This is a genomic window from Acinetobacter sp. YH01003 (assembly GCF_013420525.1).
Taxonomy (GTDB): Bacteria; Pseudomonadota; Gammaproteobacteria; order Pseudomonadales; family Moraxellaceae; genus Acinetobacter; species Acinetobacter towneri.
This window is the reverse complement of sequence record NZ_VOXY01000005.1, coordinates 143,835-169,375: the sequence shown is the minus strand read 5'-3', so window position 1 is coordinate 169,375 and position 25,541 is coordinate 143,835. Positions and strand designations below refer to the sequence as shown.

The following is a 25,541-nucleotide window of genomic DNA, read 5'->3' as shown; positions in this document are numbered from 1 at the left end:
ACAATGGCATCTTATATTTTATTAGAGCAAGCGCGTCATATTGAAGCTTTGGTTTTAGATGTCGATGGAATTCTAAGTGATGGTTTTGTCACCTTAACCAACAGCGGTGATGAAATTAAATCATTCGATATTCGTGATGGTTTAGGTATGAAACTGGTGCAACAAGCAGGTGTTAAAGTCATTATCATCACGGGTCGTAAAAGTAATATTGTCGAAAAACGCATGTCCGATTTAGGTGTAGATTTGGTCTACCAAGGACGTGAAGATAAAGGCACTGCATTGCAGGAAGCCTGTGCCAAGTTAGGTTTATCACCTGCAGATTGTCTCTATATGGGCGATGACTGGCCTGATCTTTCAGCGTTTGCGATTGCAGGGATGAAAGTCACAGTGCCAAATGGACATATTGAAGTGCGTCGTCGTGCCGATTTAGTCACACAGGCCATGGGTGGGCGCGGTGCGGTACGTGAAATCTGCGATATGATTTTAACCGCCAAAGGTGTGTACCAAAGCTTACTTGAAAAATATCTCAGCATCCCTCATTAATTAAGTCATACATTCAAAGGTTTGAGTTACAGCCCCACTTATGGATACTAAAGTTTTATACGTTACTGCGATTGCAATTGCAGCTGTAAGTGGTGGTTATTACTATTACAGCGGTAAAGGCAAAAAACTGGAAACTGACGCTGCTCGCTCTATGACTTATAGTGCAGAGCAAATTCATCTGACCCAAACAGATGAGCAGGGCAATTTATATGTGCGTGCGCAAATTGACCGTTTAGAGCAAGACATGCAGCAAAAAACCTCTAAGCTGGAAAATTTGAATGCCTCTATGTATAAAGCGGGCGCGGTGGATGCCACTTTTTTTGCTAAACAGGCACAAGGTTTTAATGACAATGAAAAGGTTGTGTTGTCAGATCAAGTGCTAGCAACCAAGTTACTCGCTCAAGGCAAACTGACGCTTGAAACAGTCGAGTTGAATGTGTTTCCTAAAACACGTGAAATCAGTACCGAAAAACAAGTGACTGTACAATCTCCACAGGCTGATTTTATCAGTCAGGGCTTAAAAGCCAATTTAAATGACGGGCAATACGAATTTTTTAATATTCGAGGAAAGTATGAACCATAAATCTAAGCTTACAGCTCCTAAAGCGTTGATAAAACAAGCAGCACTTGTGGGCTTGGCGGTGCTTTCATCGGCAGGTGCATGGGCAATTCCGTCAGACCGCAGTCAGCCTATTACTTTATTGGCAGACCGTGCGACCTTTAGTGAACGTACTGGCGTCACCACTTATACAGGCAATGTGGTGATTGAACAGGGCACCATGAAACTGCAGGCAGATTCGATTGTTGCTAATCTGAACAGCAAAAAAGAAATTAGTGTCATTACGGCAACGGGCAGACCTGCGCAATTCCAGCAAAAGACTGATCCAGCCAAAGGGCTTGCCAAAGGTCAGGCGCAAAAGATTGTTTACAATGCTGAAACAGGCATTATCACCTTAACGGGTGGCGCACTTTTAGAGCAAGATGGAGCCAGTATTCGTGGTAATACCTTGCGTTATAGTATGAACAGAGGCGATGTTGAAGCGATTGGTACACCGAACAAAACTGGTTCTGAAGCGGGTCGTGTAAAAATTGTGATTCCACCATCAAGTTCAAAATCATTCCCGGGAGCGCGTGATTAATGGATCAAACGAGCGCAGCACAGGACAGCGTCCAGCACGGTCAGCAGACTTTGTGTATTAAGCATTTAGCCAAAAACTATAATAAGCGCTGGGTGGTTAAAGACGTTTCATTTGAAATGAAAAGTGGTGAAATTGTCGGGTTACTTGGGCCGAACGGTGCGGGCAAAACCACCAGTTTCTACATGGTTGTGGGTTTGGTGCGTATGGATAAAGGCGAAATCCATTTAGATCAACTGGATTTATCTGACCTTGCCATGCATGAACGTGCGCGTAAGGGGATTGGTTATTTACCGCAAGAAGCCTCTATTTTCAGAAAGCTGACCATCGCTGAAAATATTATGGCTATTTTAGAAACCCGCAAAGATTTAAATAAACAGCAACGTCAGCAGCGTTTATCAGAATTGCTGGCAGATTTTAAAATCACGCATATTAAAGATTCATTAGGGATGAGTGTGTCGGGTGGCGAACGCCGTCGTGCAGAAATTGCCCGTGCTTTGGCAGCAGACCCTAAATTTATGTTGTTAGATGAGCCTTTTGCAGGGGTCGATCCTATTTCTGTCGGTGATATTAAAGATATCATTCGTACCTTAAAAGATCGTGACATTGGCGTATTAATTACCGACCATAACGTCCGTGATACTTTAGCCATTTGTGAACGTGCTTATATTGTTAGCGAAGGTTCAGTCATTGCAGAGGGTACACCGCAAGAAATTCTGGAAAATGAAATTGTGCGTGAAGTTTATTTGGGTGAAGACTTTTTTGTTTAAAGCTTGAATGTTCTAACCGTTATTGGTTTTCGTATGCTTACTGCATAAGTTGTAGAACAGAAAGTCGTGTAAACATTATTTAACCTTCTATACCTTTGAGGATAGAAGGTTTTTTCATGGTGGTTATCAGTCCAAATAAGCTATAACTCTAAATACGTTAGAGCGCTAAACACGTTATAATTATCAAGTTTTTATTTAACTGGTTGATTGATCTGGAGTGTTATGCCATTTACCATTGCTGCGCCCATCACTTTTGAAGAAGAAATTAAAAAAAGTCGATTTCAGGCAATTGCTGTGCCTGTAGATAATGAGCAAGCGGTAAAAACTTTTTTGGAACAGCAGCGTGATTCATCTACCACACATCAATGTTGGGCATGGAAAATCGGGCATCAATTACGTTTTAATGATGATGGCGAACCTTCAGGTACGGCAGGACGTCCTATTTTAGCCACGATTGAAGGCAATGAGTTGACTAATGTTTTGGTGTTGGTGAATCGTTGGTACGGCGGCATTAAATTGGGCACAGGCGGCTTGGTACGTGCCTATGGGGGATGTGCAGGGCAATGTTTGGCTCTAGCAGAAAAAATAGAACTGATTGAAAAAAAGACCGTGCAATTTTCCTGTCATTTTAATGAGTGGGCAATTTTACAATACGAGCTAAATAGTCAGCAGATTGAGTACAGCGAAGACTACACCGCCGAAGGCGTGTTGGTAAAGGCATTCATGCAAGTCGATCAAATAGACCCTTTAAAACTAAAATTACAAGATATTAGCCGTGGGCGTGAACAACTCAAAATCCTTGAGGATGATCAAGATGACTGAAGCAAATTCACCTGATCCATTATCGAAGTACCGTGAGCAGCATAAACACCGTTTAAACTACATGCCGTGGTTATATTGGTCATTAAAACCTAAACATCGTGTATGGGCAGAAGCTTGGCAGCAGGAATATCAAGCTTATTTAATGGCAATGGAAACGGTAGAAATTGGCAAAAACTGTTTTATTTCACCATTGGCACATATTTTTGCAGAACCAGGACGTAAAATCAGTATTGGCGATAATACCTTTATTGCAGCCGATTGTACTTTGCATGGCCCTTTAGAAATTGGCAATGAAGTCGCGATTAATCACCACTGTATTTTAGATGGTGGCAGAGTTGGAATTAAGCTTCATGATCAGGTGCGTATCGCAGCATATTGTCATTTATATGCATTTGATCATGGCATGGCTTTGGATCAGCCCATTTATCAGCAAGCGGTGCGTTCACAGGGCATTGAAGTTGGTAAGGATGTTTGGTTAGGTGCGCATGTTGGTGTTAAAGATGGGGTGAAGATTGCGGCACATGCAGTCGTTGGTATGAATAGCATGGTCACCAAAGATGTTCAGGAGCGGGAAATTGTGGTAGGAAACCCTGCCAAATTGATTCGTTATCGTGAGTAAATACGATGCAGCAAGGCTAAATCTTTAAACTTCATTACATTTTTTCATGTCCCTGCAACACGAGTTGTGTTAAGTTAAAAATAACAACTAAAAAATAGCCTGCAAAAGGCAGTAAGAGAGGCAATAATGAAACGTGTAATTGCTTGTATTGATTCTTCGCCTTGTATTAATGCGCTTGCTGAAGCTGCTGCGTGGATTGCAACACAAACTCAACGTGAATTGGTGTTATTACAAGTTTTGGATTATTACCCTGCCAGTTATCATTTGGGGGAAATTAGTGGCGTGATTGGTTTTGAAAGTAATGCGATGTTACTCAAAGAATTAGCTGAGTTGGAACAAAAACAAAGTGAATTAGCACTCGACTATAGCAACAATTTATTGCAGCACATTTCCAATATGATTCAGGAAAAATATGAAATTGTACCTACTCAAATTCAAGAAAAAGGCGATTTTCTAGAACAAAGCTTCAGTGTGTTGAATGAAGACGATATTGTGGTGATTGGACGCGTGGGCGAAAAATCTGCTGAACGCAATAAGGCTTTAGGGAGTAATGTCGAAAACTTTATTCGTGGTGCAAATTGTACCGTGATGACTGTGGGAGAGCATTTTAAAGCACCAACCCGCTTTATTTTTGCTTATGAATATTCCCCAACTTGCATCAAAATGATGAAGCGAATTGCACAAAGTGATTTGCTTAAATTACTGCAATGTCATTTGCTTTATGTGGGCGATCATCCTGAAGTTTTAAATGAACCTGCAGATTTTTTAACAGCAGCGGGTTTAGATGTGGTGGTTGAATATCGTTATGGTGATGTAGCTGAAAATATTTTAGATTATCAACGTGAACATGGTATCCAGTTGATTGTACTAGGGGCATTTAGCCACAGTAAAATTCATCAATTTTTCTTGGGAAGCATTACCACCAATATTTTCCGTAACTCAACTGTTCCTTTGTTGGTGGCAAAGTAAAAATCGTAAATGATTCAAAAAAGATCATTTCAAAAGATTGTTTAGTTGAACTGATGTAAATGCTTGCTGACTGTCCATGGTTATCCGCATAATTTGTGGATAACTGTATGGACAGTATATGTAACATTATAATATATAATGTAAAATTGCTTTAGGTTGTTTTTTAACCTTGTGTGGACTTTACTTTACAATCGCTAAAGCAAAGCCATCATGTCCTTTGCTGCCTACAGTTTGTAATGCTGTGCACGATAAAATTCGCGAATGATTTTGCATGGCTTTGAACATGTCACGAATCCCTTCAATGCTTGGTTTGTGATTGTCAGGATTTAAAATTTCCCCTGCACGAATTACATTGTCTAAAAAGATAATTGTACCTGAGCGTGAAAGTTTAAGACTCAGTTCCAAATATTCAGGATAGCTTTGTTTGTCGGCATCAATAAAAATAAAATCAAAAGCTTCAGTATCTTCTGGCAGAGCTGTTAGAATTTCTGCAGCACGACCAACTTTTAATTCAACCTTTTGTTTTAATTGAGCGCGGTCAATATTTTCCTGTCCCAAAGCTGCATGGGTATCACGTCCTTCAATCGTGAGTATATAACCATCTTCAGGCAGCGCACGTGCTAGCCACATTGTGCTATAAGCTGCGAATGTGCCCAATTCCAACACACGTTTGCATTGATTCATTTGAATGAGCATTTGTAGCAACATGCCCTGATTTGCCGCAACTGCAAGGTGATCTGGAAAACCTTTGGCATCGGTATTTTCTAAAGTTTGCGTCAAAACTGGGTCTTCGGGAATTAAATGTGATTCGATATAGTGATCGATATCCGTCCACATTTGTTGCATAGCGTGCTCACCTTTGTTGCGATGTGTGCATTGTAAACTTTTCTGCTCAGAGTGCAATTTATTCGCGGAATGGAGCAGGTGATAATCTATTTCGCAATAAAAAAAGAGGTCAATTTGACCTCTTTAGGATTTAATTCTAAACAACACTGAATTAGAAATTACACATAGATGAATGGCGGCTTAAATCTGGCCCCCAAGTTCGATAACCTTGTGTATCAATATGAATTTGTCCTGAAGCGTATAAGCCTAAGCCCATGTTTAAACTTTGACCATATTGCTGCCAGAACTGACACAGTCTGTATTTGGTACTTTCAATATAGGCATAGTCTTCGGCATTCGGGAATTGTGGCCCAATTCTAAAATCAATGGCTGAGTTAAATAAGTGACGCGATGAGTTCGCACCACCTGCACATTGATTCAGTGGTAAATCTCGATAGACAGAAGTGACTTCAAAATCAGTTAAGACTTTAGAGGCGACCAAATATTTAAATACACGCAAGGTAGGCACCTGATTTTGCCACAATTCACGACTTGGAATCATAAATTGCGAACGTCCACAGCGTTGCCAGTCACGTGCGGTACGCATTAATTCAAAACTTGGAATAATATTGCCAACACCGTTGTGTTCCAAGAAGCGTTCATATTCACGAACTTGGCGTAAATTGTCACTCACTGCCACCCATGCATTATACGAATAAGGCACAATTTTAGGTGCTACCTGACGCTCATAGGTGATTTTTTCTTGAGGAATGAAAATTCGTTTTCCATCGGGCGTGGTGATCGTTGTTGTTCTGTTTGGGGTTGAACTACAGGCAACCAAGATAACGGGAACAATGCTGAACGAAAACAGCGCCTTGAAAAATTTCTTCATTAGGCAAATCAGATATTTATTTAAAGTGGCAGTATTCTAATCGAAAATGCTGGTTAAAATTTGAAAATATTGCAATCAAATGTGTGTTTTAGGTATAAAAAAAGATCAGCACAGGACTGATCTTTTTCACAACAAGACGAACTTACTTTTCTAAGTATTGTAATTTGTCTGGTTTTCCATTCCATTCTTCACGATCAGCAGGTTGATCGCCAATTTGTGTAATGTTTGGCCAAGTCTGTGAAAGTTCAGCATTTAGCTCGATAAACACTTCCTGACCTTCTGGTAATTCATCTTCAGAGAAAATAGCGTTGGCAGGACACTCTGGTTCACATAATGCACAGTCGATACATTCGTCTGGATTAATGACAAGGAAGTTCGGACCCTCGTAGAAGCAGTCTACAGGACAAACTTCAACGCAGTCTTGATATTTACATTTAATACAGTTTTCAGTGACAACAAATGTCATGGCGACAGCTACCTAAAAATATGGTTCTAATTCAGAATAGTCTATTTTAGGCAAAAATCACTACAACTAACAATCGCTTTTACTGATATTTGATATAGACAGTGCTGCTAAATTTGATAAAAGGGGGATAAAATCATCAAAAAAACTTATAAATGACAAAGACTCTCAATTGAGAGTCTTTGTTTAGCTCAAATATTTTAGAAATAACAGCGGCTAAGCGTTCAATTGTTCCTTTAAAGCATACAATTGTTCCAGCGCTTGTCGTGGCGTTAAATTATCGACATCTATACTGCGTAATAAATCTAAAGCAGGTGATGGTTTTTCTACCTCTATTACACGTTCAATCACTTCTGGTTCAGCTGAGCTTGTTGCTGGTGCAAATAGGTCATCTTGAACGGCTAAATTGACATTTTTGTGCTGCTGTTTTTCTAAAATTCTTAAACGGTTTTGCGCTTCTTTAATCACATTGGCTGGAATGCCTGCCAATTTTGCCACTTGCAAACCGTGACTTTGGCTTGCAGGACCTTGTTGAACTTTGTGCAAGAGAATCAGGTTGCCATTCATTTCTTTGGCGGTTACGTGGTAGTTATCCACCCCAGATTCTTTGCTTAATTCGGTCAATTCAAAATAATGCGTTGCAAATAGGCATAAACATTTGATGCGTTTGCTTAAATCCAACACACATGCCCATGCCAAAGATAAGCCATCGTAGGTACTGGTTCCGCGACCAACTTCATCCATCAGCACCAAAGACTGTGAGGTTGCATGGTGTAAAATTTGTGAAGTCTCAGTCATTTCGACCATAAAGGTCGATTTACCTGTCGATAAATCATCGGCAGAACCAATACGGGTAAACACGCGATCAATAGGACCTAATACGGCTGTTTGGGCAGGCACATAACTACCACAATAGCCAAGTAGGGCAATGAGTGCGGTTTGACGCATATACGTTGATTTACCGCCCATATTCGGGCCAGTAATAATTGCCAAACGATGATTGTAGTCGAGTAAAGTATCATTCGGTGTAAAGGCGGTTTTACTCAAGGCCTCAACAACAGGATGACGTCCTGCAGTAATTTTAATTCCAATTTCAGGGCTATATTCAGGGCGTGCCCAATTGCGTAAACGTGCTTGATGGGCAAAGTTTGCCAATAGATCAATTTGTGCAATCGCGCTGCTCATCATTTGTAATTGAGCAATGTCTTGGCGTAATTCATCCAATAGCATTTCAAATAGCATCTTTTCACGGGCTAAAGCACGGGACTCGCTAGACAGGACTTTATCTTCAAAACTTTTTAGCTCTGGGGTGATGTAGCGTTCTGCATTTTTTAAAGTTTGACGACGGATATAGTGTTCAGGTGCTTGCTCGGCTTGGGCGCGAGTGAGTTCAATGTAGTAACCACTGACACGGTTGTAGCCAATTTTTAACGTTGGGATACCGCTTTCTTGGCGCTCTTTGACTTCTAAATCAATCAGGAATTGCCCCGCATGATCACGGATTTTGCGTAGTTCATCGAGTTCACTGTCAAAACCCTCTGCAATGACATTGCCATCACGCAATAGTACAGGTGGGTTTTCTACAATTGCCTGCATCAGCCGTTGATGCAGTCCATGAAAATCGCCCAGTTCTTCATTCAGGTTTTGAATGAGTGCGGATTGTTGTGCAGAAACAATGGGCTGTAAGGCATGACGCAAATAGGGAATTTGCGCACAGGCCTGACGTAGTTGTACCAAATCACGTGGGCGTGCGCTACCGAGTGCGACACGACTCAGCACACGTTCAATATCACTAATTTCTTTCAGTACCAAACGCACAGGCGACTCATGGTAACCTTGTATTAAGGCTTGAATTGCATCCAGTCTTGCATCTAACAATGCCGTGTCACGCAAAGGTTGCATCAAGGTACGACTCAGTAAACGGCTACCCATGGCAGTTTGGCAATCGTTAATCAGTTGGAATAAAGAAGTGCCGTGTTCAAATAATGGTTCAACCAATTCCAAATTACGTCGGGTCACAGGATCAAGCGCAATAAAATTGCTGCTTTGTTCTAATTGAATACTGCGAATATGTGGTAAAGCCGTTTTTTGGGTTTCTTTGGCGTAGTGTATTAACGCTGCCGCTGCTGCTTTGGCTAAGGGCAAATGATCAATACCAAAACCTGAAAGTGTCGATACAGCAAACTGATCACAAAGCGTTTTTTGCGCATTGTTTAGGTTGAAATCGACATTTGGGCGTTTGGTCACAGGGCAGTCAAGTTGCTTTTTAACCTGTTCAATAATATTCGGATCGACAATATCTTCATCGACCACAATTTCGCTTGGCATTAAACGAGAAAGTTCAATCGCGAGTTGTTCAGGCAAATAATCCATTTGCTGAACTTTAAAAATCCCTGCACTTAAATCCAGCAACGCGATACCAATTTGGTTTTGCTGTAAGCATAAAGAGACCAAGTTGGAAGATTGATGACTGTTGAGCAGGGCATCATCGGTGAGCGTACCAGGGGTGATAATCCGTACCACTCCACGCTCTACAGGACCTTTGCCTGTTACCTCGCCAATTTGCTCACAAATTACCACGGTTTCGCCTTTTTTAACCAAGCGAGCGAGATAACCTTCGGCAGCATGATACGGTACGCCTGCCATTGGGATAGGTTTGCCGCTGGTTTTACCTCGATGGGTGAGGGTAATGCCTAAGAGTTTGGCGGCTTTGTGTGCATCATCAAAAAATAATTCGTAGAAATCGCCCATGCGATAGAACATTAAAGAATGTGGATGTTCCATCTTCACCCGTAAGTATTGCTGCATCATTGGAGTGTGTGAAGATAGATCAGCCATGATTTCTGTCATGTTCATGCAGTTGAAGTCCTTTAATTTGAAGCGTAATTTAAGTGTAAGTATGTGACTAGCTTATTTTACGCCATCTTAGTCAAATTAGTGAACCTGCATGTCATTGTTGCTCGCTCTCTAACGAGTCGAACATCGAGCGGTTTAAGCTTTTAAATGGATAATATTCAATTGATCTGGTGTGTTAGTGAGCACACAGCCATAAAAAATATCGCCCATAAAATCTAAACCGACAGTTTCAAAAATGATATCGCATAGCTCAAAGAGCTTAGCTGTTGAAAATGTATGATTTGCGAAGTTAAAAGTGAAAATTATTGTGTCATTTGGCTGAATTTTACTGAGTTTTTCGTGTAATTCATCGTTATAAAAAGCATCGAAATTTGATTGTTTTCTATGGATTCATTTAGAAAGTAGTGCATGTTGTAACATTATGCTTTGCATGGTCTTATTTCTAGCTAAAGCCGTACTTTGGAAAAACTTCATCACAATCAAAGTAAAAAAAGCCATCATCTTTTCAGATCATGGCAAGCTATTATTCAAACTCAAGCTATGTAGAATTTAAAAATTCAAACTATATGACACGCCCAAAATATTTTGGCTCATGCTTAAATTGGCTTCGCCACCACCAAAATCAGCGGGGATAGAGTTGTTACCTTGCACTGTTTCTTTGAGTGCGTGTGTATAAGCCACACTTACATTTTGTTGATCATCGAGTCGCCAAGTTGCACCAACACTTAAATGCTCTTGTACCACACCTGGTGCCAAAATATTTAGGAAGGTTTGATCATTTTTAACAGGCTGATCGTTATAGCTATAACCCGCACGTAAAGTCAGTTTTTCTGAGGCTTGATAAGTCGCTGAAATTTTATAGACATTGATGTCATCCCATCCAAAACCAGGACCTTGTGTTGTGCCAAATTTATTGTTTGCGAATAATTGATCCAGTTTATTGCCAACAGAATCTACATCTGAATAATTAATGCGTAAGTAATCTGTCGCGACTGATAAAGCAGGGGTAAGTTGATAATTTAAACCTACACCATAGCTTTCAGGTACGTCAAAATCACCTTGTTTGGCAAATAAACCTTCATATTTCTTAAAGCGGCTGGCATTAATTTTAGATGAATAGCTTGCACCAAGGGTCAGTTTCTCATTTGGTTTTGCAGACCAGCCAATACGTGCACCTACACCGTATGAATCGTCATTGCCACGGTCGCTAATTGCTGCATCGTTGGACGAAGCACCACCAAATACATCACCAGCAAAACCTTGTGCGCTAAAACGTTGATATAAAATATTTGCAGCCAAAGCTATAGATTGATTTTCTGCATATTTCCAAGATAAAGCAGGTGAAATAAAGGCTTGGGTTAATGAAATACCTGCGCTTCCTGTATTATCATAAACTGCATAAGGATTATTTTTATAATTGGTATTCATGCCACCATTGCCATAAACCGCAATACCCGCAGTGACTTGTTCATTCACTGGGTGAACATAACCTACATCTGGAATTACAAAGTATTTACGGCTATTGCCATCATACTGACCATTTGCTCCATAACCATTTCCTGTAATTTCAGACTCACGATCTGGAGAGAAAATAGTTAAACCTGCATCAACACGCTTATCTAACCAGCTCAAACCCGCTGGGTTGCTTGCAATAGTCAGACTGTCCTGAAAATTGGCAATGGCTGTGCCTGCATTTCCTTGAGATTTCGCACTATATGCATGCATGAAATATCCTGTTGTTGCAAAAGCAGATGTTGAAAACAAAGGTGCGATAACAGCAATTGAGATAAAAGAAGATAGATATTTCATGAGAATATAGATCGAGTAAAAACAATATATGCGGCAGTATATTGAAAAGTTATATTCTTGTATTTGAATATAAATTCATATCTTTATTATATTTTTGAATATAGAGCTATGAAAACAGCAAGGGTATTCATTCTATATGTATATCAAAATGATGCTTCAAATCTTTTGACCAAAGAAGCTCCCTTGGGAGCTTCTTTATTGATTTACATTGCTTTAATTCATAATTATCAAGTGCTTTATGCCAAATTTTCTAACACAAATTGTGGCGATTTAATAAATAATCGAATTAATGCTTGAGCAGAACTCGAGGGTTGACGAACACCACGTTCCCAACTTTCTAAAGTTCGGGCAGAGATACACAATTTTGCCGCAAGTTCAGTTTGTGAAATATTCATTTTTTGCCGAACTTTAATGATCTGTTGTGCTAAATCCAAACAAGCCGTTTGCTCTACAGTATGATTCACATGATTATGACTGTGTTGAAGCAGATGCATAGTTATCTCCTCCTTAGGGTCGAATAAACAAGTCAATGAGTTATTAAAATAAGTATTGTCCTACAGCTGCATAAATTTGATACTGCAAAATTTACACTTTAGAGTGAAGCAAAGATGGCAACACTGTAAGAAATGATAAGAAAATTCAAGAGTCAAAACGAGGCGGAGCACGACCTTGTGGTAGAATAAAAAGCGGCTCAGTTTGAAATAGTGTTGGTGTAAACGATGTTTTAAAAGACAAAATCCGAATTTGCGTTCGGACTAAAATTGGTCTGAGTTTGTTTTCAAATAATGGTAGTGCAAAACTATAAACTAGACAGTATTCACATTCATGATCTGTATGCGCCGCATCTTCAGATGATGCATGTTCGTGTGAACTTTCAAGTTCCAATGCAACATGAGTCGCAGTTTCATGGTGTGTAGATGAATACGAAGAATGGGGTGCGGTGCGTTCTAAAAATAATGCTTGGGCAATAGTTTCACAGACAGAGGAAAAATGTTGTTTCTCTGGCAATAAAGGCTGTAGGAACACAGCGACTTGTAACAAGATTGCAAATAATCCTAGCAATCTGCCCAACATCATAAACACTGTATCAATCTTTTATTCAATTTATTCATGTAATACTATAACAAAAATGCCAATGATAAATATTGAAGTATTACACGAAGTTTTAATTAATATTTAACCTTAATATTGAGCGTTATTTAAGCATTCAACAGACCCTAGTATCATCTTGTAAAAGAAACTGTCGGAAAACCTGCTTCCAGCCAAGCTTGCATACCACCTTGCATTGAATAGACTTTCTCGAAACCCATTCTTTGTAAGGCTTGAGTGGCAAGTGCAGAACGCGCACCAGTACCACAAAGTAAGTAAATATCTCGTTCAGCCAGATTGGTAAGGGCACGTTCAACATCGCAATAGTGGTTTACTACAGGGTGTTGTGCAATTTTCATTTCTAACATGCCGCGTGGAAAATTCACTGCACGGTCTATTGCACAAGCCTGATGTTCTTCAGGTTCTCGTACATCAATCAAAATAATATCGGGATGTTGCAAATATTTTTCATGCAATTCTTGCACGCTAATTTCTGTAATTTCACTTTTGGCTTCAGTGATTAGTTGATCTGGTGTTTTCATTCATCCACACTCATTTATTTTGAGTCTATATAATATAATCTTATATATTTAATAAGATTTTATTATTGTTAGGAAATGTGTCTGATCGAATATCGTTGTGATTTTCTATAAAAAACATTTTAAATCAGGTGTTTAAATCCTAATAAAATTTAAGCCATCAATTGATCAAAAAGTCATATCTTATTCAACTATAAGGTATATACTAGATCTAACACTTTTGTTCGATTGTTCAGGGGACGTAAAATGCCTGCAAGATTTTTTGGAATTTTTCTGGGTTTAATTGCAGCGGTATTAATCATTGGTGGATTATTCATCAATATGATCAGTGGTGAAGCTACCGTCGTGGAATACTGGATTTTATTGTTGCTTCCATGTTTCGGTGTGCCAATTTTATCTGCAGTGTGCCTAAAAGAAATTGACTAAGCACAAAAGTACAAGTTTTCTTTACATTAAAATTGATAGCTGATTTATTCATCGCATTTGATTTTAATAATACAAAAACCCATGAGATCATGGGTTTTTGTATTTATAGCAAAATAGTTTATCTCGAGTCTTTATGTGAATATTTGCAAAGCAGCGTTGCAGAATTGGGCTGTTCAGTAGCCTAGTCATAGTTATATGCTATTAAAATGTAACGACAATATTTAAGCTCAATAACATGCAAGCATTCCATTATCAGGCATTGCCAATCGATGTTCACTTTGGCGTAGGTCATCTGCAAAAAATCCAAGAGATTTTACGTCCTTATGCCTATCAGCGTATTTTAATTATTACTACTGCAGGGCAACAAGCCGCAGGCGAGCGTTTATTGGCACAAATCCAAGACATGGCTGTAGCGGTCTATCCTCATGCGGTGATGCATGTGCCAAAAGAGGTTGCAGATCAGGCCATTCAAGATGTGCAGCGTTTAGGAGTAGATTGCTGTTTGGCATTAGGCGGTGGCTCTGCGATTGGTTTAGCCAAAGCGATTGCCTTAGAAACTCATTCGCCGATTATTGCAATTCCGACCACTTATGCAGGTAGTGAAATGACAGCGGTGTATGGCATCACCGAAAACCAGCTGAAAACCACAGGCAAAGCAGCTCAAGTTTTGCCTAAAGTTGTGATTTATGATCCTGAATTGACACTCAACTTACCCACTGAAATTTCGGCATGTTCGGGCATGAATGCGATGGCACATGCAGTTGAGGCATTATATGCACAGGATAAAAATCCCATTGTAAGTTTAATGGCGCTAGAGGCGATTACTCAACTGGCACAGGCTTTACCTGAAATTGTGCAAGCGCCTCATAATATGCAGGCACGTGAACACGCTTTATATGGTGCATGGTTGGCTGGTGTGTGTTTGGGTTCGGTGGGGATGGCAATTCATCATAAAATTTGCCATAGCTTAGGTGGACGTTATCAGTTGCCACATGCGCAAACCCACGCCATTGTGTTGGCGTATTCAGTGTATTACAACCGACATGCAGATATTGCTGCAATGAATCAACTGGCAGCGGCTTTAAATGTGTCAGATCGGGAACAGTTGGGCTTGGCGATTTATCAGCTTAACCAAAGATTGAATATTCCAATGGCACTTAAAGATTTAGGATTACCCGAAACAGCACCTGCCCAAGTGGCACGTATTATCTGCGATAGTCCATATTATAATCCACGCGAATATGACTATGCCGAATTAGAGGCCTTATTGACCAAAGCTTATTGGGGACAAGCACCAATCTAATACTGCTGAGAAATAGCATGATAGATAAAAAACCGAAGCCACTTAGACTTCGGTTTTTTATTTGCCGTGACGGATTACGGTTTATACAAGCCTAAATCTTGCAAATGTAATCTAAGAATACGTCGCAGTTCCAATACAGCTTCTGGCGTTTCCTGAATGGAATGTCCGCCTTTAATAATTTTTTCTGAAACAGCGCCATCTAAGTGGGCACTGTTGTAATGCACCACATCGTCATTCATTAACAGATGCTCAGTGCTGTCGGTATTATTGCCAATAATACTGTGATATTTAAATCCTTTGACAGGCAAAATATCTTCAGTTAATTCCGTAAATTTGGAATTTTTACTTAAATCACTCGGTCCATTTTGAATGACGCCATGCCCAATTTCTTTGGTTAGATTTTTTAAATCGACTTCATGTTGCTGCAAGGTATCCGCAAACGCGCTTAAAAATGCAGTCGGTAAGCGAATGACTTTACGTGCTGCAAGGGTGAACCAGCGGTCTGCAAACTCTGTACCTTTATGCGGTGCAGCCAAGAATATTGCACGGTTAAAATTGGTGATGGGTTTAAGGCGCAAACGTGCTTGCAACAAAGGATCAGATTTAAAGCGTTCCAGACGTCGGTTTTTAAGCATTTGCATGGCAGGTTGAGTTAAATCAGTATCGCTGACCAACAAACGTGCCAAAATACCACCCATGCTGTGTCCAATTACTACAGCATCTTTTTTGGCTGCAGCAGAAGGACTGACCTGTTTAAAGCCTTGTTGAAGCAAGGCATAAATTTGGAAACGGCTTTCTAAAATTGGCATATTGGTCGAGTAAAACACTTGCCAGACTTGAAAGTTTTCCCGCAATACAGGATCGCCCATAATATCGTTGGTTAAGCGAATCCACGCTTCGGGGCTACTGGCCAAACCATGAATGAGGACAATGACTTTTTTATTCGGATTATACGGCTCAAGTAAGTACAAATGCGGCATACTGAGTCGTTCTTCACGATCAATTAAGGATAAATAAGCCGATTTACCTAAATTATTTTGCGCTAACCACAAGCCATAAGGTGCAGAAAAGTTAGCTGCAAGCGGGTAGTTCTTTTGTGCAATTTGGGCAGATTCATATTTATACGGATCATAAGCCTTGAGCTTAAAATGCGGCCGATTCAAAATATCTTCAATGGAATTGGCGCTATGTGGTTCTGCAGTGATTGTCGCGGCTAAATAGCGAGCTTGGTGAATATTTGGATTTTTTCCTGCAGGATAATCATATTTTAGCGGATCAATAATATATTTGCTTTTGCTCAGATCATCGTTTGGATTTTCAGGCAATACCACCAGAAATTCAGACCCAAAACCATCACGGCGCGTGACCGAGCGCAAACCCGAAAAGTTCAGGTTATAGGTTGACATCAACTGCTGAATTTTTTGTTGTTTCAGCTGCGGGTAGTACTCAAAATCAATGTCATAAATGCTGTTGCCAACACGAATTTGTTGTTGCAATTCATCGTGTTTATAGCGCAGCGCATAGCTGCTGACCAATTTGGCAATCGCCTGATTATAAAAATCCCGAATTTGGACTTGTCTGTTATCAAAAAGACGGTCTTGCGGCGCACGTTTGGTTTTAAACATGTAGGCGTAACTATAACGAATACTTTGATCGAGCATGTGCAATTGCTGATCTAAACATTGTTCATAATTGGCCTGATGAATTTTTTGTTGTTCTTCCGATCTTTTACTGTTCAGAATACTGATTTTACAGGACGATGAATTTTCCAGTTCAATCGCTTTCGCTAAATATAATTCACTGGCGGTTGAGAGCAGTTGTTCATCCTGAATTTGTGGGATTTGCTTGAGTGCACTCACACATTCTTCAGGTTTTTCGGCACAAATATTGGCTTCACGTCCTGTCATCGACAAGACATTTAAACTGGCTTCACTCAGTTTTTTGCGCGATAAAATACTATCACGTTCATTGGCAATACTAACTTTTAACGCCTGATTTTTAACACTGACCACCTGACAACCAGACAGCAGTGTTGTACTGAGCAATGCAGCAATCACAATTTTATTCATGGAAAGTCTGGCTTAATTTTTAAGATTTTTTTCCATCATACGTTTTTTTAAAGCTTTTTCAATTGCGTAGAAAGCAAAATAGACCGTCGAAACGGTCTATTTTTAGGTATTTTTGTATCGATTTTTTATTAAGTGCGTGGTGCGATCACTTGCCACACATTCCAGCGACCTTGCTTTTCAATTTCAGCAATCAAACGGTCAGCCACTTCGGCTTCTTGCGGGTATTTGATTTTATAGTTTTTCAAAGTTTGTACTGCATTTTTCTTTTGTTCCATGGCAATATAATTGTTTGCCGCAGACAAATAAGCTTCCTGCACACCTGCTTTCATGGCTTTGTCTAAATAAGGAATGGCTTCACGATGACCGCCACCTTCAGACAGACCGAAACCAAACCAGAAATTCGCTTCGGCATCTTCCTGATTAATTTTTAAGATACGCTGCGCATAGTTAAGTGAGCGTGTGGTGTAAACAGAGCCTAAGTCTAGATTACGTGCCATAACACTGGCTTTAAATGCACGCATCAAAATATCAAAAGAGGCATTTTCATTGGCTGCCAAAGTGTCTAATTGTTGAGTCAATTCTTTGAGCTTTGCCTCGAAACCACGACGTTCCTGACGTTCGCTAAAACGTGGTGGATAGTGACGTGCTTTGCCTTCGACCAATTGTAAGAAGTCATCAATTTCGGTGATGTCAATTTCGTTTTCACCTGCCAAAACTGCAAACTTCAAGCTACGGGCATTGTTATTGACCGTAGGTACAATCAATTTGTTTTGATCTAAGGTAATGCTTTTGCTTGGATCATTTGGGTTAGTAACCACCATTTTAGTCACAGGCTGTGCTGCTGCTTTTTGTAGGTTAATTTCAAATGGTGGTGGGGCATCATAATTAAATGGATTTAAGGCATAGAATGGTGCACTTAATTCAGGTTCGGTAAATACGATAGGTGGTTTTACTTCTTGTTTTGGTGGTGCAACACAGGCGCTAACGAGCGTTGCGGCTAGAATACTGAGTGCCAAAGGCTTAAGAGTCATGGTGTTCTTCCGTTCAATTTATTTTAAAAGTGAGAGGTGATTGTGTCGGATTAAAATATTGCATGTCGGTCAGTCTAAGAAATCTGTTCCGAACATGCAATACAATTGAGGGGGCTTAGTTACACAGTGATACGAAGTTTTTTTAAGTATGTAGGATTGATCAAATAAACAGCCCTATTTACTTTGTGCTTCACACTCACGTCTAACATCTTCAATTATTTTTAATTCTTCTGCACTATAAGGTTGTTCATTTTGCTGTGGGTTTTTAAAGCTTGGGTCAAGTAAAGAGAGACGCTGACATAATAAATTCATACGTTTTTCATTTTGTTCCAAGCGATCTAGTAATACTCGCATGCCGTCCAATACTGGGTCAGATTGGTCCTGCGTTGCTGCATAAGGTTGGAAACCAATACTGGCAGCATAATCACGACGACGTGCTTCCTGATCATCGGCAGGTTTATTTTTCATAATAAAGCGCGCAGGGTTACCCACAGCAGTTGCGCCTTCAGGTACTTCTTTGGTCACAACCGCATTAGAGCCAACTTTGGCATTTTTATGTACGGTGAATGGGCCTAGAATTTTCGCGCCTGCACCGACTACTACGCCATCTTCCAAAGTTGGATGACGTTTGCCTTTATTCCACGTTGTGCCGCCTAAAGTCACGCCATGATATAAGGTGACATCATCACCAATTTCAGCAGTTTCACCAATCACCACGCCCATGCCATGGTCAATAAAAAAGCGACGACCAATTTTTGCACCGGGATGAATTTCAATTCCTGTAGCAAAACGGCTAAATGACGAGAGTAGACGTGCCGACCCCTTGCAGTCTTTGTTCCATAATTCATGCGCCACACGATGCATAATTAAAGCGTGAATTCCTGGATAAGTGGTTAAGACTTCAAGTGTATTTCGAGCAGCAGGATCGCGCGCGAAGACAGCTTGAATGTCTTCTTTGAGCTGTTTAAGCATTAGTTTGATCCTCGTCCTGTGTTGATGTAGATTTTTTCCATGAACCGTTATTCATTGCTTGTACGCGGCTAAAAATACCGCGAAGTAAATGGTATTCCATACGATCTAATTGTATACGTCCGAAAAGCCGACGCAAGCGCAAAGGCAATAATCGTGGATTTTTTGGATCCATAAATTCAATTTCTGCCAGCATTTTTTCTAAATGTGGATAGAACTGTTGCATTTGTTCATGGTTGACCAAAGGTTCATCCCATTGCATCGCTTCAGAATCTGTCACTTGCATCGTCGCTGCAGGATCGGCAATTTTTCCGACAATATCGATGGCAGCCATACGCATTTCATAGCAAATCACTTGAATGGCTTGAGCAACATTGAGCACACCATATTCTTCATTGACAGGAATCGTCACGTGATAATTCGCCAAAGCCAGCTCTTCATTGGTTAAACCACGATCTTCACGTCCAAAAATAATGGCAACATTTTGCCCATGCTGTGCCACAGCATTTAACGACTTTTCTGCCGCAGGGCGTGCATCTAAGAGTGGCCAAGGAATAGTACGACTACGTGCACTGGTGCCAAAGACCAAATGGCAGTCGGCAATTGCATCTTCGAGCTGTTCAACCACTTCAATCTGTTCAATTAAATCGGTTGCACCTGCCGCCAAAGCATCAATATCTGGATGCGGATAGGTTTTTGGATCAACCAAAACCAATTTACATAGCCCCATGGTTTTCATGGCGCGTAAGGCGCTACCGATGTTGGCAGGCAGGGTGGTATTCACCATGACAATACGCACGTGGGAGAGGTGTGCGGCAACAGCTGCATTGTCGGTTTGACTCATAACAAATCCAGATGGGTTAAATTTTTAATTAAGAATATTGATCAACTTCGGTATGGTATAAATCTATAGCATCATCCATGCTCATATCAGCAGGTGGTGGAGCAATCGATGCAGGTTTCGCCACATCGACAGCTTTCGCGGCTTTGGATTTCACTTGATATTCGATATGCAGGCTTTCTTTACCAAAATAGTCACGCAATTTGACCAAGGCTTCATCTAAGGGTGCGATTTTCCACTGAATGCCCAAATGTAATTCTGCAGTGGCATAAGCATAGTCAAGGTGCAATAAAACAGGAATATGCGTGCATAAATCCACATTACAATAAGGCAGCAACATATTTTGTAAGTCTTGACTCAAGGTCTTGCTTAAATGTTCTGCATGCAAGTGAATTTGAATACTATTGGCGCGTTTTTGACGAATTTCATTCAAGCTAAACGCTTTGGTTAAGCGTCCCATTGGGCGGTCAAAACCTTCACGTTCGTAAATTTCGCCTTCAATCACCACCACTTTTTCAGTTTGTACAATATCTTTAAAGCGTTGGAAGCGCTCATGGTTGGCAGATACTTCAATACGTGCCGTACCATCATCTAAAGTGACCACCATCCGATTTGGGAAGTTGGCGACATCCACCACCAAGCCTGCAAAGACGGTGGTCACGCCACGACGGGTTGGCGTCAGTTCATTAATTTTACTTGGAATAAAGGCTTTTAATTCATTGCGATAGACATCAATCGGGTGACCAGTGAGGTAAAGTCCAAGTGTGTCTTTTTCACCTTTAAGTCGGACTTCATCTGACCATGGTTTTACAGGTTTGGCAGGCTTACGTTGTACTTCTTCAACTTCACCAAATAAATCCATGATGCCTGTTTCACGGTTGGAACGTGCTTGTTCCGCCGCTTGTACCGCTTCTGGCAATTGTGCCATTAAACTTGAGCGTTCGATGCCTAAACAGTCTAATGCACCCGCACGAATTAAGGCTTCAAGGGTTCGTCTGTTGATTTTTTTCAAATCAATACGATGACAGAAGTCAAATAAATCGCGGTATGGACCTTCTTTTTGGCGAGAATCAATCACTGATTGCATGGCTTGTTCGCCCACGCCTTTAATTGCGCCAAGTCCGTAGACAATGGTGCGTTCATCGCTGGCGTGGAAATGATACAAAGACATATTTACCGAAGGTGGTAAAACTTCCAGACCATTGTGGCGACAGTCATCAATCAGGAACACCACGTTATCGGTGTTTTGCATTTCCGACGACATTACCGCAGCCAAGAATTCGGCAGGGTAATGTGCTTTCAGCCATGCCGTCTGATAGGCAACGAGGGCATAAGCAGCCGCGTGGGATTTGTTAAAACCGTAGCCTGCGAACTTTTCCATATAGTCGAAAATATGGTTGGCTGTGGCGGCATCAATGTCTTTTTTCGCAGCACCTTCAATAAAGATTTGGCGCTGTTTCACCATTTCTTCAGGTTTTTTCTTACCCATAGCACGACGTAGTAAGTCCGCACCACCGAGGGTATAGCCTGCACAATACTGTGCCGCCTGCATTACCTGTTCCTGATAAACCATAATGCCGTAGGTTGGTTCAAGCACACCTTCTAGCAAAGGATGCAGATACTCAAACTCGCCACCGTGCATACGGTGAATAAAGTCTGGAATGAGATCCATCGGGCCAGGACGATACAAGGACACGAAGGCAATAATTTCCTCAAATTTGCTTGGGCGTGCTTCTTTCAGCATCTTTTTCATGCCCACGGATTCAAACTGGAATACCGCTGTGGTGTTGGCATTGGCAAAGACTAAATAGGCGTCTTTATCGTCCAATGGAATATGGGCAATATCTAGCGGTGTATCGGCTTGGATGCGTTTATTGATATTTTGTACTGCATCTTCAATAACCGTCAGGTTACGTAAACCCAAGAAGTCAAATTTGACCAAACCTGCCGATTCAACATCGTCTTTATCGTATTGTGCAACACGGGCGGTTCCATCAGCATCGCACATAACCGCAGAAAAGTCGGTGATTTTGGTTGGTGCAATGACCACACCACCTGCGTGTTTGCCTGTGTTGCGGGTAATGCCTTCAAGTTTTAAAGCCATTTCCCAAATTTCTGAAGCATCGTCATAGTCTGGGTTAGATGGATTGGTCACCACATCTTTCAGCTGTGGTTCGGCTTCAATTGATTCTTCCAAACTAAGCCCTAAAGGTTTAGTTGGAATCAATTTAGAAATACGGTCTGCCAAACCATAAGACTTGCCCAAAACCCGTGCGACATCTCGAATCGCACCTTTGGCGGCCATAGTACCGAAAGTGGCAATTTGTGATACCGCATCACGTCCATAGGTGCGTGCCACATAATCAATGACTTTATCGCGTCCTGCAATACAGAAATCGACGTCAAAGTCGGGCATGGATACACGTTCTGGGTTTAAGAAACGTTCAAAGAGTAGTTCATAACGCAATGGGTCTAAGTCGGTAATTTTTAAGCTATAAGCGACCAATGAGCCTGCGCCTGAACCACGACCCGGCCCAACAGGTACGCCATTATTTTTAGACCATTGAATAAAGTCCATGACGATGAGGAAGTAACCCGGGAAGCCCATCGAGTTAATAATATTAATTTCGTATTCAATTCGTTCATCATAAGGTTTGCGAATTTCTGCCCAGTCTTCATCGCGCTGTGTGACAGGATAGAGCACATTTAGACGTTCTTCTAAACCTTGTTTGGATAGGTGCGCGAAGTAGGTATCAATGGTGTGTCCGTCTGGAATTGGATAATCTGGAAGGAAATATTTACCCAATTGCAGCGTGACGTTACAGCGTTTGGCAATGTGATAGCTGTTTTCAATAGCACTTGGAATGTCGGAAAATAATTCCGTCATTTCTGCAGTAGTTTTAAAATATTGCTCAGGACTATACGTTTTAGGACGACGGTTATCCCCTAAAACATAACCATCGGCAATACAAACTCGCGCTTCGTGCGCTTCATAATCTTCACGGCGGACAAAGTGCACATCATTATGTGCCACCACGCCAATATTATATTTTTTAGCTAATTTAACCGCTTCGGCAATAAAAGCATCTTCATCGGGACGATCTGTACGGGTCAGCGCCAAATAGACCCGATTACCAAATTTTTCTATCCATTCTTCTAGCAACGGTTCGGCTTTTTGTGGATTGGACGTGATCAGCATTTTGCCGACATCACTTTGAATGCCGAGTAACAGAATCAGATCATCGGCTTGTTCTAAAATCCATGCTTTATTGACGCAAGGGATATTGAGTTGCTGACCTTCAATATAGCCACGCGACACCAGTTCGGTCAGATTGCGCCAGCCGTGATTGTTCATCGACAATAGCGTCACACGATGATCGGCATCATTTAAACGCAGCACTGAACCTAAAATCGGTTTGATGCCTTGTCCCAAACATTTGCCATAAAACTTTACGGCAGCGTGTAGGTTAGAGAGATCGGTCAATGCCAAAGCAGGCATTTCTTCATTGACTGCAGCTTTAATCAAGTCAGGTATGCGTACAATCGACTCGGTAATCGAAAATTCTGTATGTATACCTAAATGAACAAAGCGCATGAATCAGTCCCTTAAAAAATCACGGGTTAGTTTAGCATGCTCTGCTCAAGACAAAACATGCTGCAAAGTTTTTCCTACGGTTTTCGATGATCTTGACCGTATATCAAAATTTCAGTTTTTTGGATGTTGATATGGCGTGAATCACGTATGCATGGAGAAGGAGTGTGGTTTTAACCCCTTACACACTCATACGAGTAGCAAGGAGTTAAATGGTGAATCTATTTCTGATGTGTAGATGAAAGATTTATCTGAGTTTAGATAACCAATCGCCTAAACTTTGCACCAATTGCACTAAAATTAATAAGACCACCACGGTTAGCATCACGACACTACTATCAAAGCGTTGATAACCATAAGAAATAGCAAGGTCACCAATGCCGCCTGCACCGACTGCGCCTGCCATAGCAGTTGCGCCAATTAAGCTAATGGTGGCTGTGGTTAGGTTCAAAATGAGTGAGCTACGTGCTTCAGGTAAAATAAATTTGAAGATAATCTGTAAGGGTGTAGCACCCATTGCCTGTGCAGATTCGACAATCCCTTCATTGACTTCAAGCAGTGAAGTTTCTACCAAACGACCAATATACGGGCCGACATAAATGGTCAGTGGAACAATGGCTGCCCAAGTTCCGATGGATGTACCCACTAACAATTTAGTCAGCGGAATCACCGCAATCAATAAAATAATAAAGGGTAGGGAGCGCAGTGCGTTTACAATCGGGTTAAGCCCGTGATAAATCACACGGTTTGGCAAAATACCTGTCGGACGAGTCACTACAAGGGTAATGCCCTGAATAAAGCCCCAGATACAACCAAACAACATGGCAAAGAACACCATGTGAAAGGTTTCTTGTAAGGCTGTAACAAACTGGTCAATAGATAAAGAGCTTTTCCAGAAAGGCGCAGTTACTGAGGTCAGCCACTGTACAATTAAATCTCTCATGCTTGTACTCCTGACTGTTCAACTTCAACACCATTGGCTTGCAGAAATTCAAGTGCTTGTTGAATGACGCTTGCATCACCGAGCAATTGTATAAACATTTGCCCAATCACAGCGCCATCAATTTCGGTCATATTGGCAAATAAAATATTCAGGCTGATATCAAACTGTTTAATGACGGCTTGAATTACGGTTTCCTGAGCTGATTTACCTAAAAACTTCAGACAATAAATGCTGTGCTGATTTTGATTTTCCAGATTATTCAAAATATTGATAGGCAATTGCTGCTGCAACACGGTTTGAATAAAGCTTTTGGTGGTCGGATGTTGCGGTTGACTAAATATTTCTAGGGTTGAACCTGTTTCAATGACTTTGCCTTGTTCCATCACCGCCACATAATCACAAACCGATTCAATCACATCCATTTCATGTGTGACCATTACAATGGTAATGCCTTGTTCGCGGTTAATTTTTTTCAGTAATTCCAGCACAGATTTGGTGGTTTGTGGATCAAGTGCTGAAGTTGCTTCATCGCAGAGTAAAATTTTAGGATGATTGGCTAGCGCACGCGCAATACCGACACGTTGTTTTTGTCCGCCTGAAAGTTCATCAGGGTAAGCGTCTTTTTTATGTTTTAAATCAATAAACTCAAGTAATTCATTTAAACGCTTTTCGCGTTCGGCTTTGTTCCAGCCTAACAGTTTCATCGGCATTTCAATATTGGCAGCAACAGTTTTGGTCTGCAATAAATTGAAGTGCTGAAAAATCATTCCAATATGGGCACGTTCTTGACGTAATTCGCGGGCATTGAGTGCAGTAAAATCTTTTTGATGAATGATGACTTGCCCAGCATTTGGACGCTCCAACAAATTGATCAAGCGGATTAACGTACTTTTACCTGCACCACTATAGCCAATAATGCCAAAAATACTGCCTGTTGGAATTTGTAGGTTAATTTGATCCAACGCACGCAGTGTTTGACCTTTGAGCTGATAGTGCTTTGAAATGTTTTTAAATTCAATCATATCGTCAAGAAAT

The 25,541-nt window shown here is 40.9% G+C and carries 24 protein-coding genes; 9 read left to right on the top strand and 15 right to left on the bottom strand.

All coding sequences use genetic code 11. From position 1 onward, the window contains the following. The first annotated feature begins 3 nt into the window (after nt 1–3). From FTT70_RS07085 to FTT70_RS07055, 7 genes are all read left to right on the top strand, one after another. Entirely contained in the window at nt 4–543 is a 540-nt protein-coding gene (locus FTT70_RS07085; protein WP_180168443.1) for an HAD family hydrolase, read from the top strand. Nucleotides 544–583: 40 nt separating this feature from the next. Then, nucleotides 584–1,126, top strand: a complete 543-nt coding sequence (gene lptC, locus FTT70_RS07080; RefSeq protein WP_004973071.1) for an LPS export ABC transporter periplasmic protein LptC — start codon at nt 584–586, stop codon at nt 1,124–1,126. Continuing rightward, nucleotides 1,116–1,682, top strand: a complete 567-nt coding sequence (lptA, locus tag FTT70_RS07075; RefSeq protein WP_180168442.1) for a lipopolysaccharide transport periplasmic protein LptA — start codon at nt 1,116–1,118, stop codon at nt 1,680–1,682. The genes lptC and lptA overlap by 11 nt, the downstream gene beginning before the upstream one ends. Then, a complete protein-coding gene (gene lptB, locus FTT70_RS07070; protein WP_004973074.1) occupies nt 1,682–2,449 on the top strand; it encodes an LPS export ABC transporter ATP-binding protein in 768 nt (255 codons plus the stop codon). The genes lptA and lptB overlap by 1 nt, the downstream gene beginning before the upstream one ends. 222 nt (nt 2,450–2,671) lie before the next feature. Then, on the top strand, nt 2,672–3,271 hold the full coding sequence (locus FTT70_RS07065; protein WP_096900925.1) for a YigZ family protein: 600 nt from the start codon (nt 2,672–2,674) through the stop codon (nt 3,269–3,271). After that, on the top strand, nt 3,264–3,890 hold the full coding sequence (locus FTT70_RS07060) for a DapH/DapD/GlmU-related protein (protein ID WP_096900924.1): 627 nt from the start codon (nt 3,264–3,266) through the stop codon (nt 3,888–3,890). The genes FTT70_RS07065 and FTT70_RS07060 overlap by 8 nt, the downstream gene beginning before the upstream one ends. A 126-nt stretch (nt 3,891–4,016) precedes the next feature. After that, nucleotides 4,017–4,859: a universal stress protein gene (locus FTT70_RS07055; protein ID WP_154320670.1), complete on the top strand. Its 843-nt coding sequence runs from the start codon at nt 4,017–4,019 to the stop codon at nt 4,857–4,859. 180 nt (nt 4,860–5,039) lie between these two features. Here FTT70_RS07055 and FTT70_RS07050 read toward each other — a convergent pair whose 3' ends face one another. The 8 genes from FTT70_RS07050 to FTT70_RS07015 all read right to left on the bottom strand — a co-directional run bounded on the left by FTT70_RS07050 (nt 5,040) and on the right by FTT70_RS07015 (nt 13,335). Continuing rightward, a complete protein-coding gene (locus FTT70_RS07050) occupies nt 5,040–5,705 on the bottom strand; it encodes an O-methyltransferase (protein WP_180168441.1) in 666 nt (221 codons plus the stop codon). 151 nt (nt 5,706–5,856) lie between these two features. Then, complete coding sequence (locus FTT70_RS07045) at nt 5,857–6,576, bottom strand: D-Ala-D-Ala carboxypeptidase family metallohydrolase (RefSeq protein WP_004973092.1); 720 nt, start codon at nt 6,574–6,576, stop codon at nt 5,857–5,859. Nucleotides 6,577–6,718: 142 nt separating this feature from the next. Then, on the bottom strand, nt 6,719–7,042 hold the full coding sequence (gene fdxA, locus FTT70_RS07040; protein WP_004973093.1) for a ferredoxin FdxA: 324 nt from the start codon (nt 7,040–7,042) through the stop codon (nt 6,719–6,721). Between the two features lie 213 nt (nt 7,043–7,255). Next, nucleotides 7,256–9,895, bottom strand: coding sequence for a DNA mismatch repair protein MutS (gene mutS, locus FTT70_RS07035; RefSeq protein ID WP_180037649.1), 2,640 nt, complete (start codon nt 9,893–9,895; stop codon nt 7,256–7,258). A gap of 549 nt (nt 9,896–10,444) precedes the next feature. Further along, on the bottom strand, nt 10,445–11,704 hold the full coding sequence (locus tag FTT70_RS07030; protein WP_180062295.1) for an OmpP1/FadL family transporter: 1,260 nt from the start codon (nt 11,702–11,704) through the stop codon (nt 10,445–10,447). 236 nt (nt 11,705–11,940) lie between these two features. Then, nucleotides 11,941–12,198, bottom strand: a complete 258-nt coding sequence (locus FTT70_RS07025; RefSeq protein ID WP_004973099.1) for a DNA-binding transcriptional regulator — start codon at nt 12,196–12,198, stop codon at nt 11,941–11,943. A gap of 145 nt (nt 12,199–12,343) precedes the next feature. Beyond that, complete coding sequence (locus FTT70_RS07020) at nt 12,344–12,778, bottom strand: DUF2946 family protein (RefSeq protein ID WP_096900944.1); 435 nt, start codon at nt 12,776–12,778, stop codon at nt 12,344–12,346. 149 nt (nt 12,779–12,927) lie between these two features. Further along, nucleotides 12,928–13,335 carry a rhodanese-like domain-containing protein gene (locus FTT70_RS07015; RefSeq protein WP_096900921.1) on the bottom strand — a complete coding sequence of 136 codons (408 nt, stop codon included), beginning with the start codon at nt 13,333–13,335 and terminating at the stop codon, nt 12,928–12,930. Nucleotides 13,336–13,578: 243 nt separating this feature from the next. Between FTT70_RS07015 and FTT70_RS07010 the strand changes: the two genes are divergently transcribed. After that, complete coding sequence (locus FTT70_RS07010) at nt 13,579–13,758, top strand: hypothetical protein (RefSeq protein ID WP_096900920.1); 180 nt, start codon at nt 13,579–13,581, stop codon at nt 13,756–13,758. A 235-nt stretch (nt 13,759–13,993) separates the two neighbouring features. Further along, nucleotides 13,994–15,061: a maleylacetate reductase gene (locus FTT70_RS07005; protein ID WP_180168440.1), complete on the top strand. Its 1,068-nt coding sequence runs from the start codon at nt 13,994–13,996 to the stop codon at nt 15,059–15,061. A 74-nt stretch (nt 15,062–15,135) separates the two neighbouring features. Here FTT70_RS07005 and FTT70_RS07000 read toward each other — a convergent pair whose 3' ends face one another. From FTT70_RS07000 to FTT70_RS06970, 7 genes are all read right to left on the bottom strand, one after another. After that, nucleotides 15,136–17,130 carry a triacylglycerol lipase gene (locus FTT70_RS07000; protein WP_004973116.1) on the bottom strand — a complete coding sequence of 665 codons (1,995 nt, stop codon included), beginning with the start codon at nt 17,128–17,130 and terminating at the stop codon, nt 15,136–15,138. 128 nt (nt 17,131–17,258) lie between these two features. Then, a complete protein-coding gene (locus FTT70_RS06995) occupies nt 17,259–18,161 on the bottom strand; it encodes an ABUW_2363 family tetratricopeptide repeat lipoprotein (protein WP_154320674.1) in 903 nt (300 codons plus the stop codon). A gap of 174 nt (nt 18,162–18,335) precedes the next feature. Continuing rightward, the gene (gene cysE / locus FTT70_RS06990) at nt 18,336–19,133 is read right to left on the bottom strand and encodes a serine O-acetyltransferase (protein ID WP_004973118.1); all 798 of its coding nucleotides are present in this window, start codon (nt 19,131–19,133) and stop codon (nt 18,336–18,338) included. Further along, nucleotides 19,126–19,974: an RNA methyltransferase gene (locus FTT70_RS06985; RefSeq protein ID WP_004973119.1), complete on the bottom strand. Its 849-nt coding sequence runs from the start codon at nt 19,972–19,974 to the stop codon at nt 19,126–19,128. The genes cysE and FTT70_RS06985 overlap by 8 nt, the downstream gene beginning before the upstream one ends. Nucleotides 19,975–20,002: 28 nt before the next feature. Further along, on the bottom strand, nt 20,003–23,566 hold the full coding sequence (gene dnaE, locus FTT70_RS06980) for a DNA polymerase III subunit alpha (protein WP_180168439.1): 3,564 nt from the start codon (nt 23,564–23,566) through the stop codon (nt 20,003–20,005). A gap of 244 nt (nt 23,567–23,810) precedes the next feature. Beyond that, on the bottom strand, nt 23,811–24,506 hold the full coding sequence (locus tag FTT70_RS06975; protein WP_004973122.1) for a methionine ABC transporter permease: 696 nt from the start codon (nt 24,504–24,506) through the stop codon (nt 23,811–23,813). Beyond that, nucleotides 24,503–25,528, bottom strand: a complete 1,026-nt coding sequence (locus tag FTT70_RS06970; protein WP_004973123.1) for a methionine ABC transporter ATP-binding protein — start codon at nt 25,526–25,528, stop codon at nt 24,503–24,505. The genes FTT70_RS06975 and FTT70_RS06970 overlap by 4 nt, the downstream gene beginning before the upstream one ends. Nucleotides 25,529–25,541: the final 13 nt, after the last annotated feature.

Coding starts and splice junctions, on each gene's coding strand:
- cysE (WP_004973118.1), bottom strand. CDS start 19,133: ATGCTTAAACAGCTCAAAGAAGACATTCAAGCTGTCTTCGCGCGCGAT.
- FTT70_RS07065 (WP_096900925.1), top strand. CDS start 2,672: ATGCCATTTACCATTGCTGCGCCCATCACTTTTGAAGAAGAAATTAAA.
- FTT70_RS06975 (WP_004973122.1), bottom strand. CDS start 24,506: ATGAGAGATTTAATTGTACAGTGGCTGACCTCAGTAACTGCGCCTTTC.
- FTT70_RS07055 (WP_154320670.1), top strand. CDS start 4,017: ATGAAACGTGTAATTGCTTGTATTGATTCTTCGCCTTGTATTAATGCG.
- FTT70_RS07005 (WP_180168440.1), top strand. CDS start 13,994: ATGCAAGCATTCCATTATCAGGCATTGCCAATCGATGTTCACTTTGGC.
- FTT70_RS07045 (WP_004973092.1), bottom strand. CDS start 6,576: ATGAAGAAATTTTTCAAGGCGCTGTTTTCGTTCAGCATTGTTCCCGTT.
- FTT70_RS07085 (WP_180168443.1), top strand. CDS start 4: ATGGCATCTTATATTTTATTAGAGCAAGCGCGTCATATTGAAGCTTTG.
- FTT70_RS06995 (WP_154320674.1), bottom strand. CDS start 18,161: ATGACTCTTAAGCCTTTGGCACTCAGTATTCTAGCCGCAACGCTCGTT.
- dnaE (WP_180168439.1), bottom strand. CDS start 23,566: ATGCGCTTTGTTCATTTAGGTATACATACAGAATTTTCGATTACCGAG.
- FTT70_RS07060 (WP_096900924.1), top strand. CDS start 3,264: ATGACTGAAGCAAATTCACCTGATCCATTATCGAAGTACCGTGAGCAG.
- fdxA (WP_004973093.1), bottom strand. CDS start 7,042: ATGACATTTGTTGTCACTGAAAACTGTATTAAATGTAAATATCAAGAC.
- FTT70_RS06985 (WP_004973119.1), bottom strand. CDS start 19,974: ATGAGTCAAACCGACAATGCAGCTGTTGCCGCACACCTCTCCCACGTG.
- FTT70_RS07010 (WP_096900920.1), top strand. CDS start 13,579: ATGCCTGCAAGATTTTTTGGAATTTTTCTGGGTTTAATTGCAGCGGTA.
- FTT70_RS07020 (WP_096900944.1), bottom strand. CDS start 12,778: ATGTTGGGCAGATTGCTAGGATTATTTGCAATCTTGTTACAAGTCGCT.
- FTT70_RS07015 (WP_096900921.1), bottom strand. CDS start 13,335: ATGAAAACACCAGATCAACTAATCACTGAAGCCAAAAGTGAAATTACA.
- FTT70_RS07030 (WP_180062295.1), bottom strand. CDS start 11,704: ATGAAATATCTATCTTCTTTTATCTCAATTGCTGTTATCGCACCTTTG.
- FTT70_RS07050 (WP_180168441.1), bottom strand. CDS start 5,705: ATGCAACAAATGTGGACGGATATCGATCACTATATCGAATCACATTTA.
- lptB (WP_004973074.1), top strand. CDS start 1,682: ATGGATCAAACGAGCGCAGCACAGGACAGCGTCCAGCACGGTCAGCAG.
- lptC (WP_004973071.1), top strand. CDS start 584: ATGGATACTAAAGTTTTATACGTTACTGCGATTGCAATTGCAGCTGTA.
- mutS (WP_180037649.1), bottom strand. CDS start 9,895: ATGAACATGACAGAAATCATGGCTGATCTATCTTCACACACTCCAATG.
- FTT70_RS07025 (WP_004973099.1), bottom strand. CDS start 12,198: ATGCATCTGCTTCAACACAGTCATAATCATGTGAATCATACTGTAGAG.
- lptA (WP_180168442.1), top strand. CDS start 1,116: ATGAACCATAAATCTAAGCTTACAGCTCCTAAAGCGTTGATAAAACAA.
- FTT70_RS07000 (WP_004973116.1), bottom strand. CDS start 17,130: ATGAATAAAATTGTGATTGCTGCATTGCTCAGTACAACACTGCTGTCT.
- FTT70_RS06970 (WP_004973123.1), bottom strand. CDS start 25,528: ATGATTGAATTTAAAAACATTTCAAAGCACTATCAGCTCAAAGGTCAA.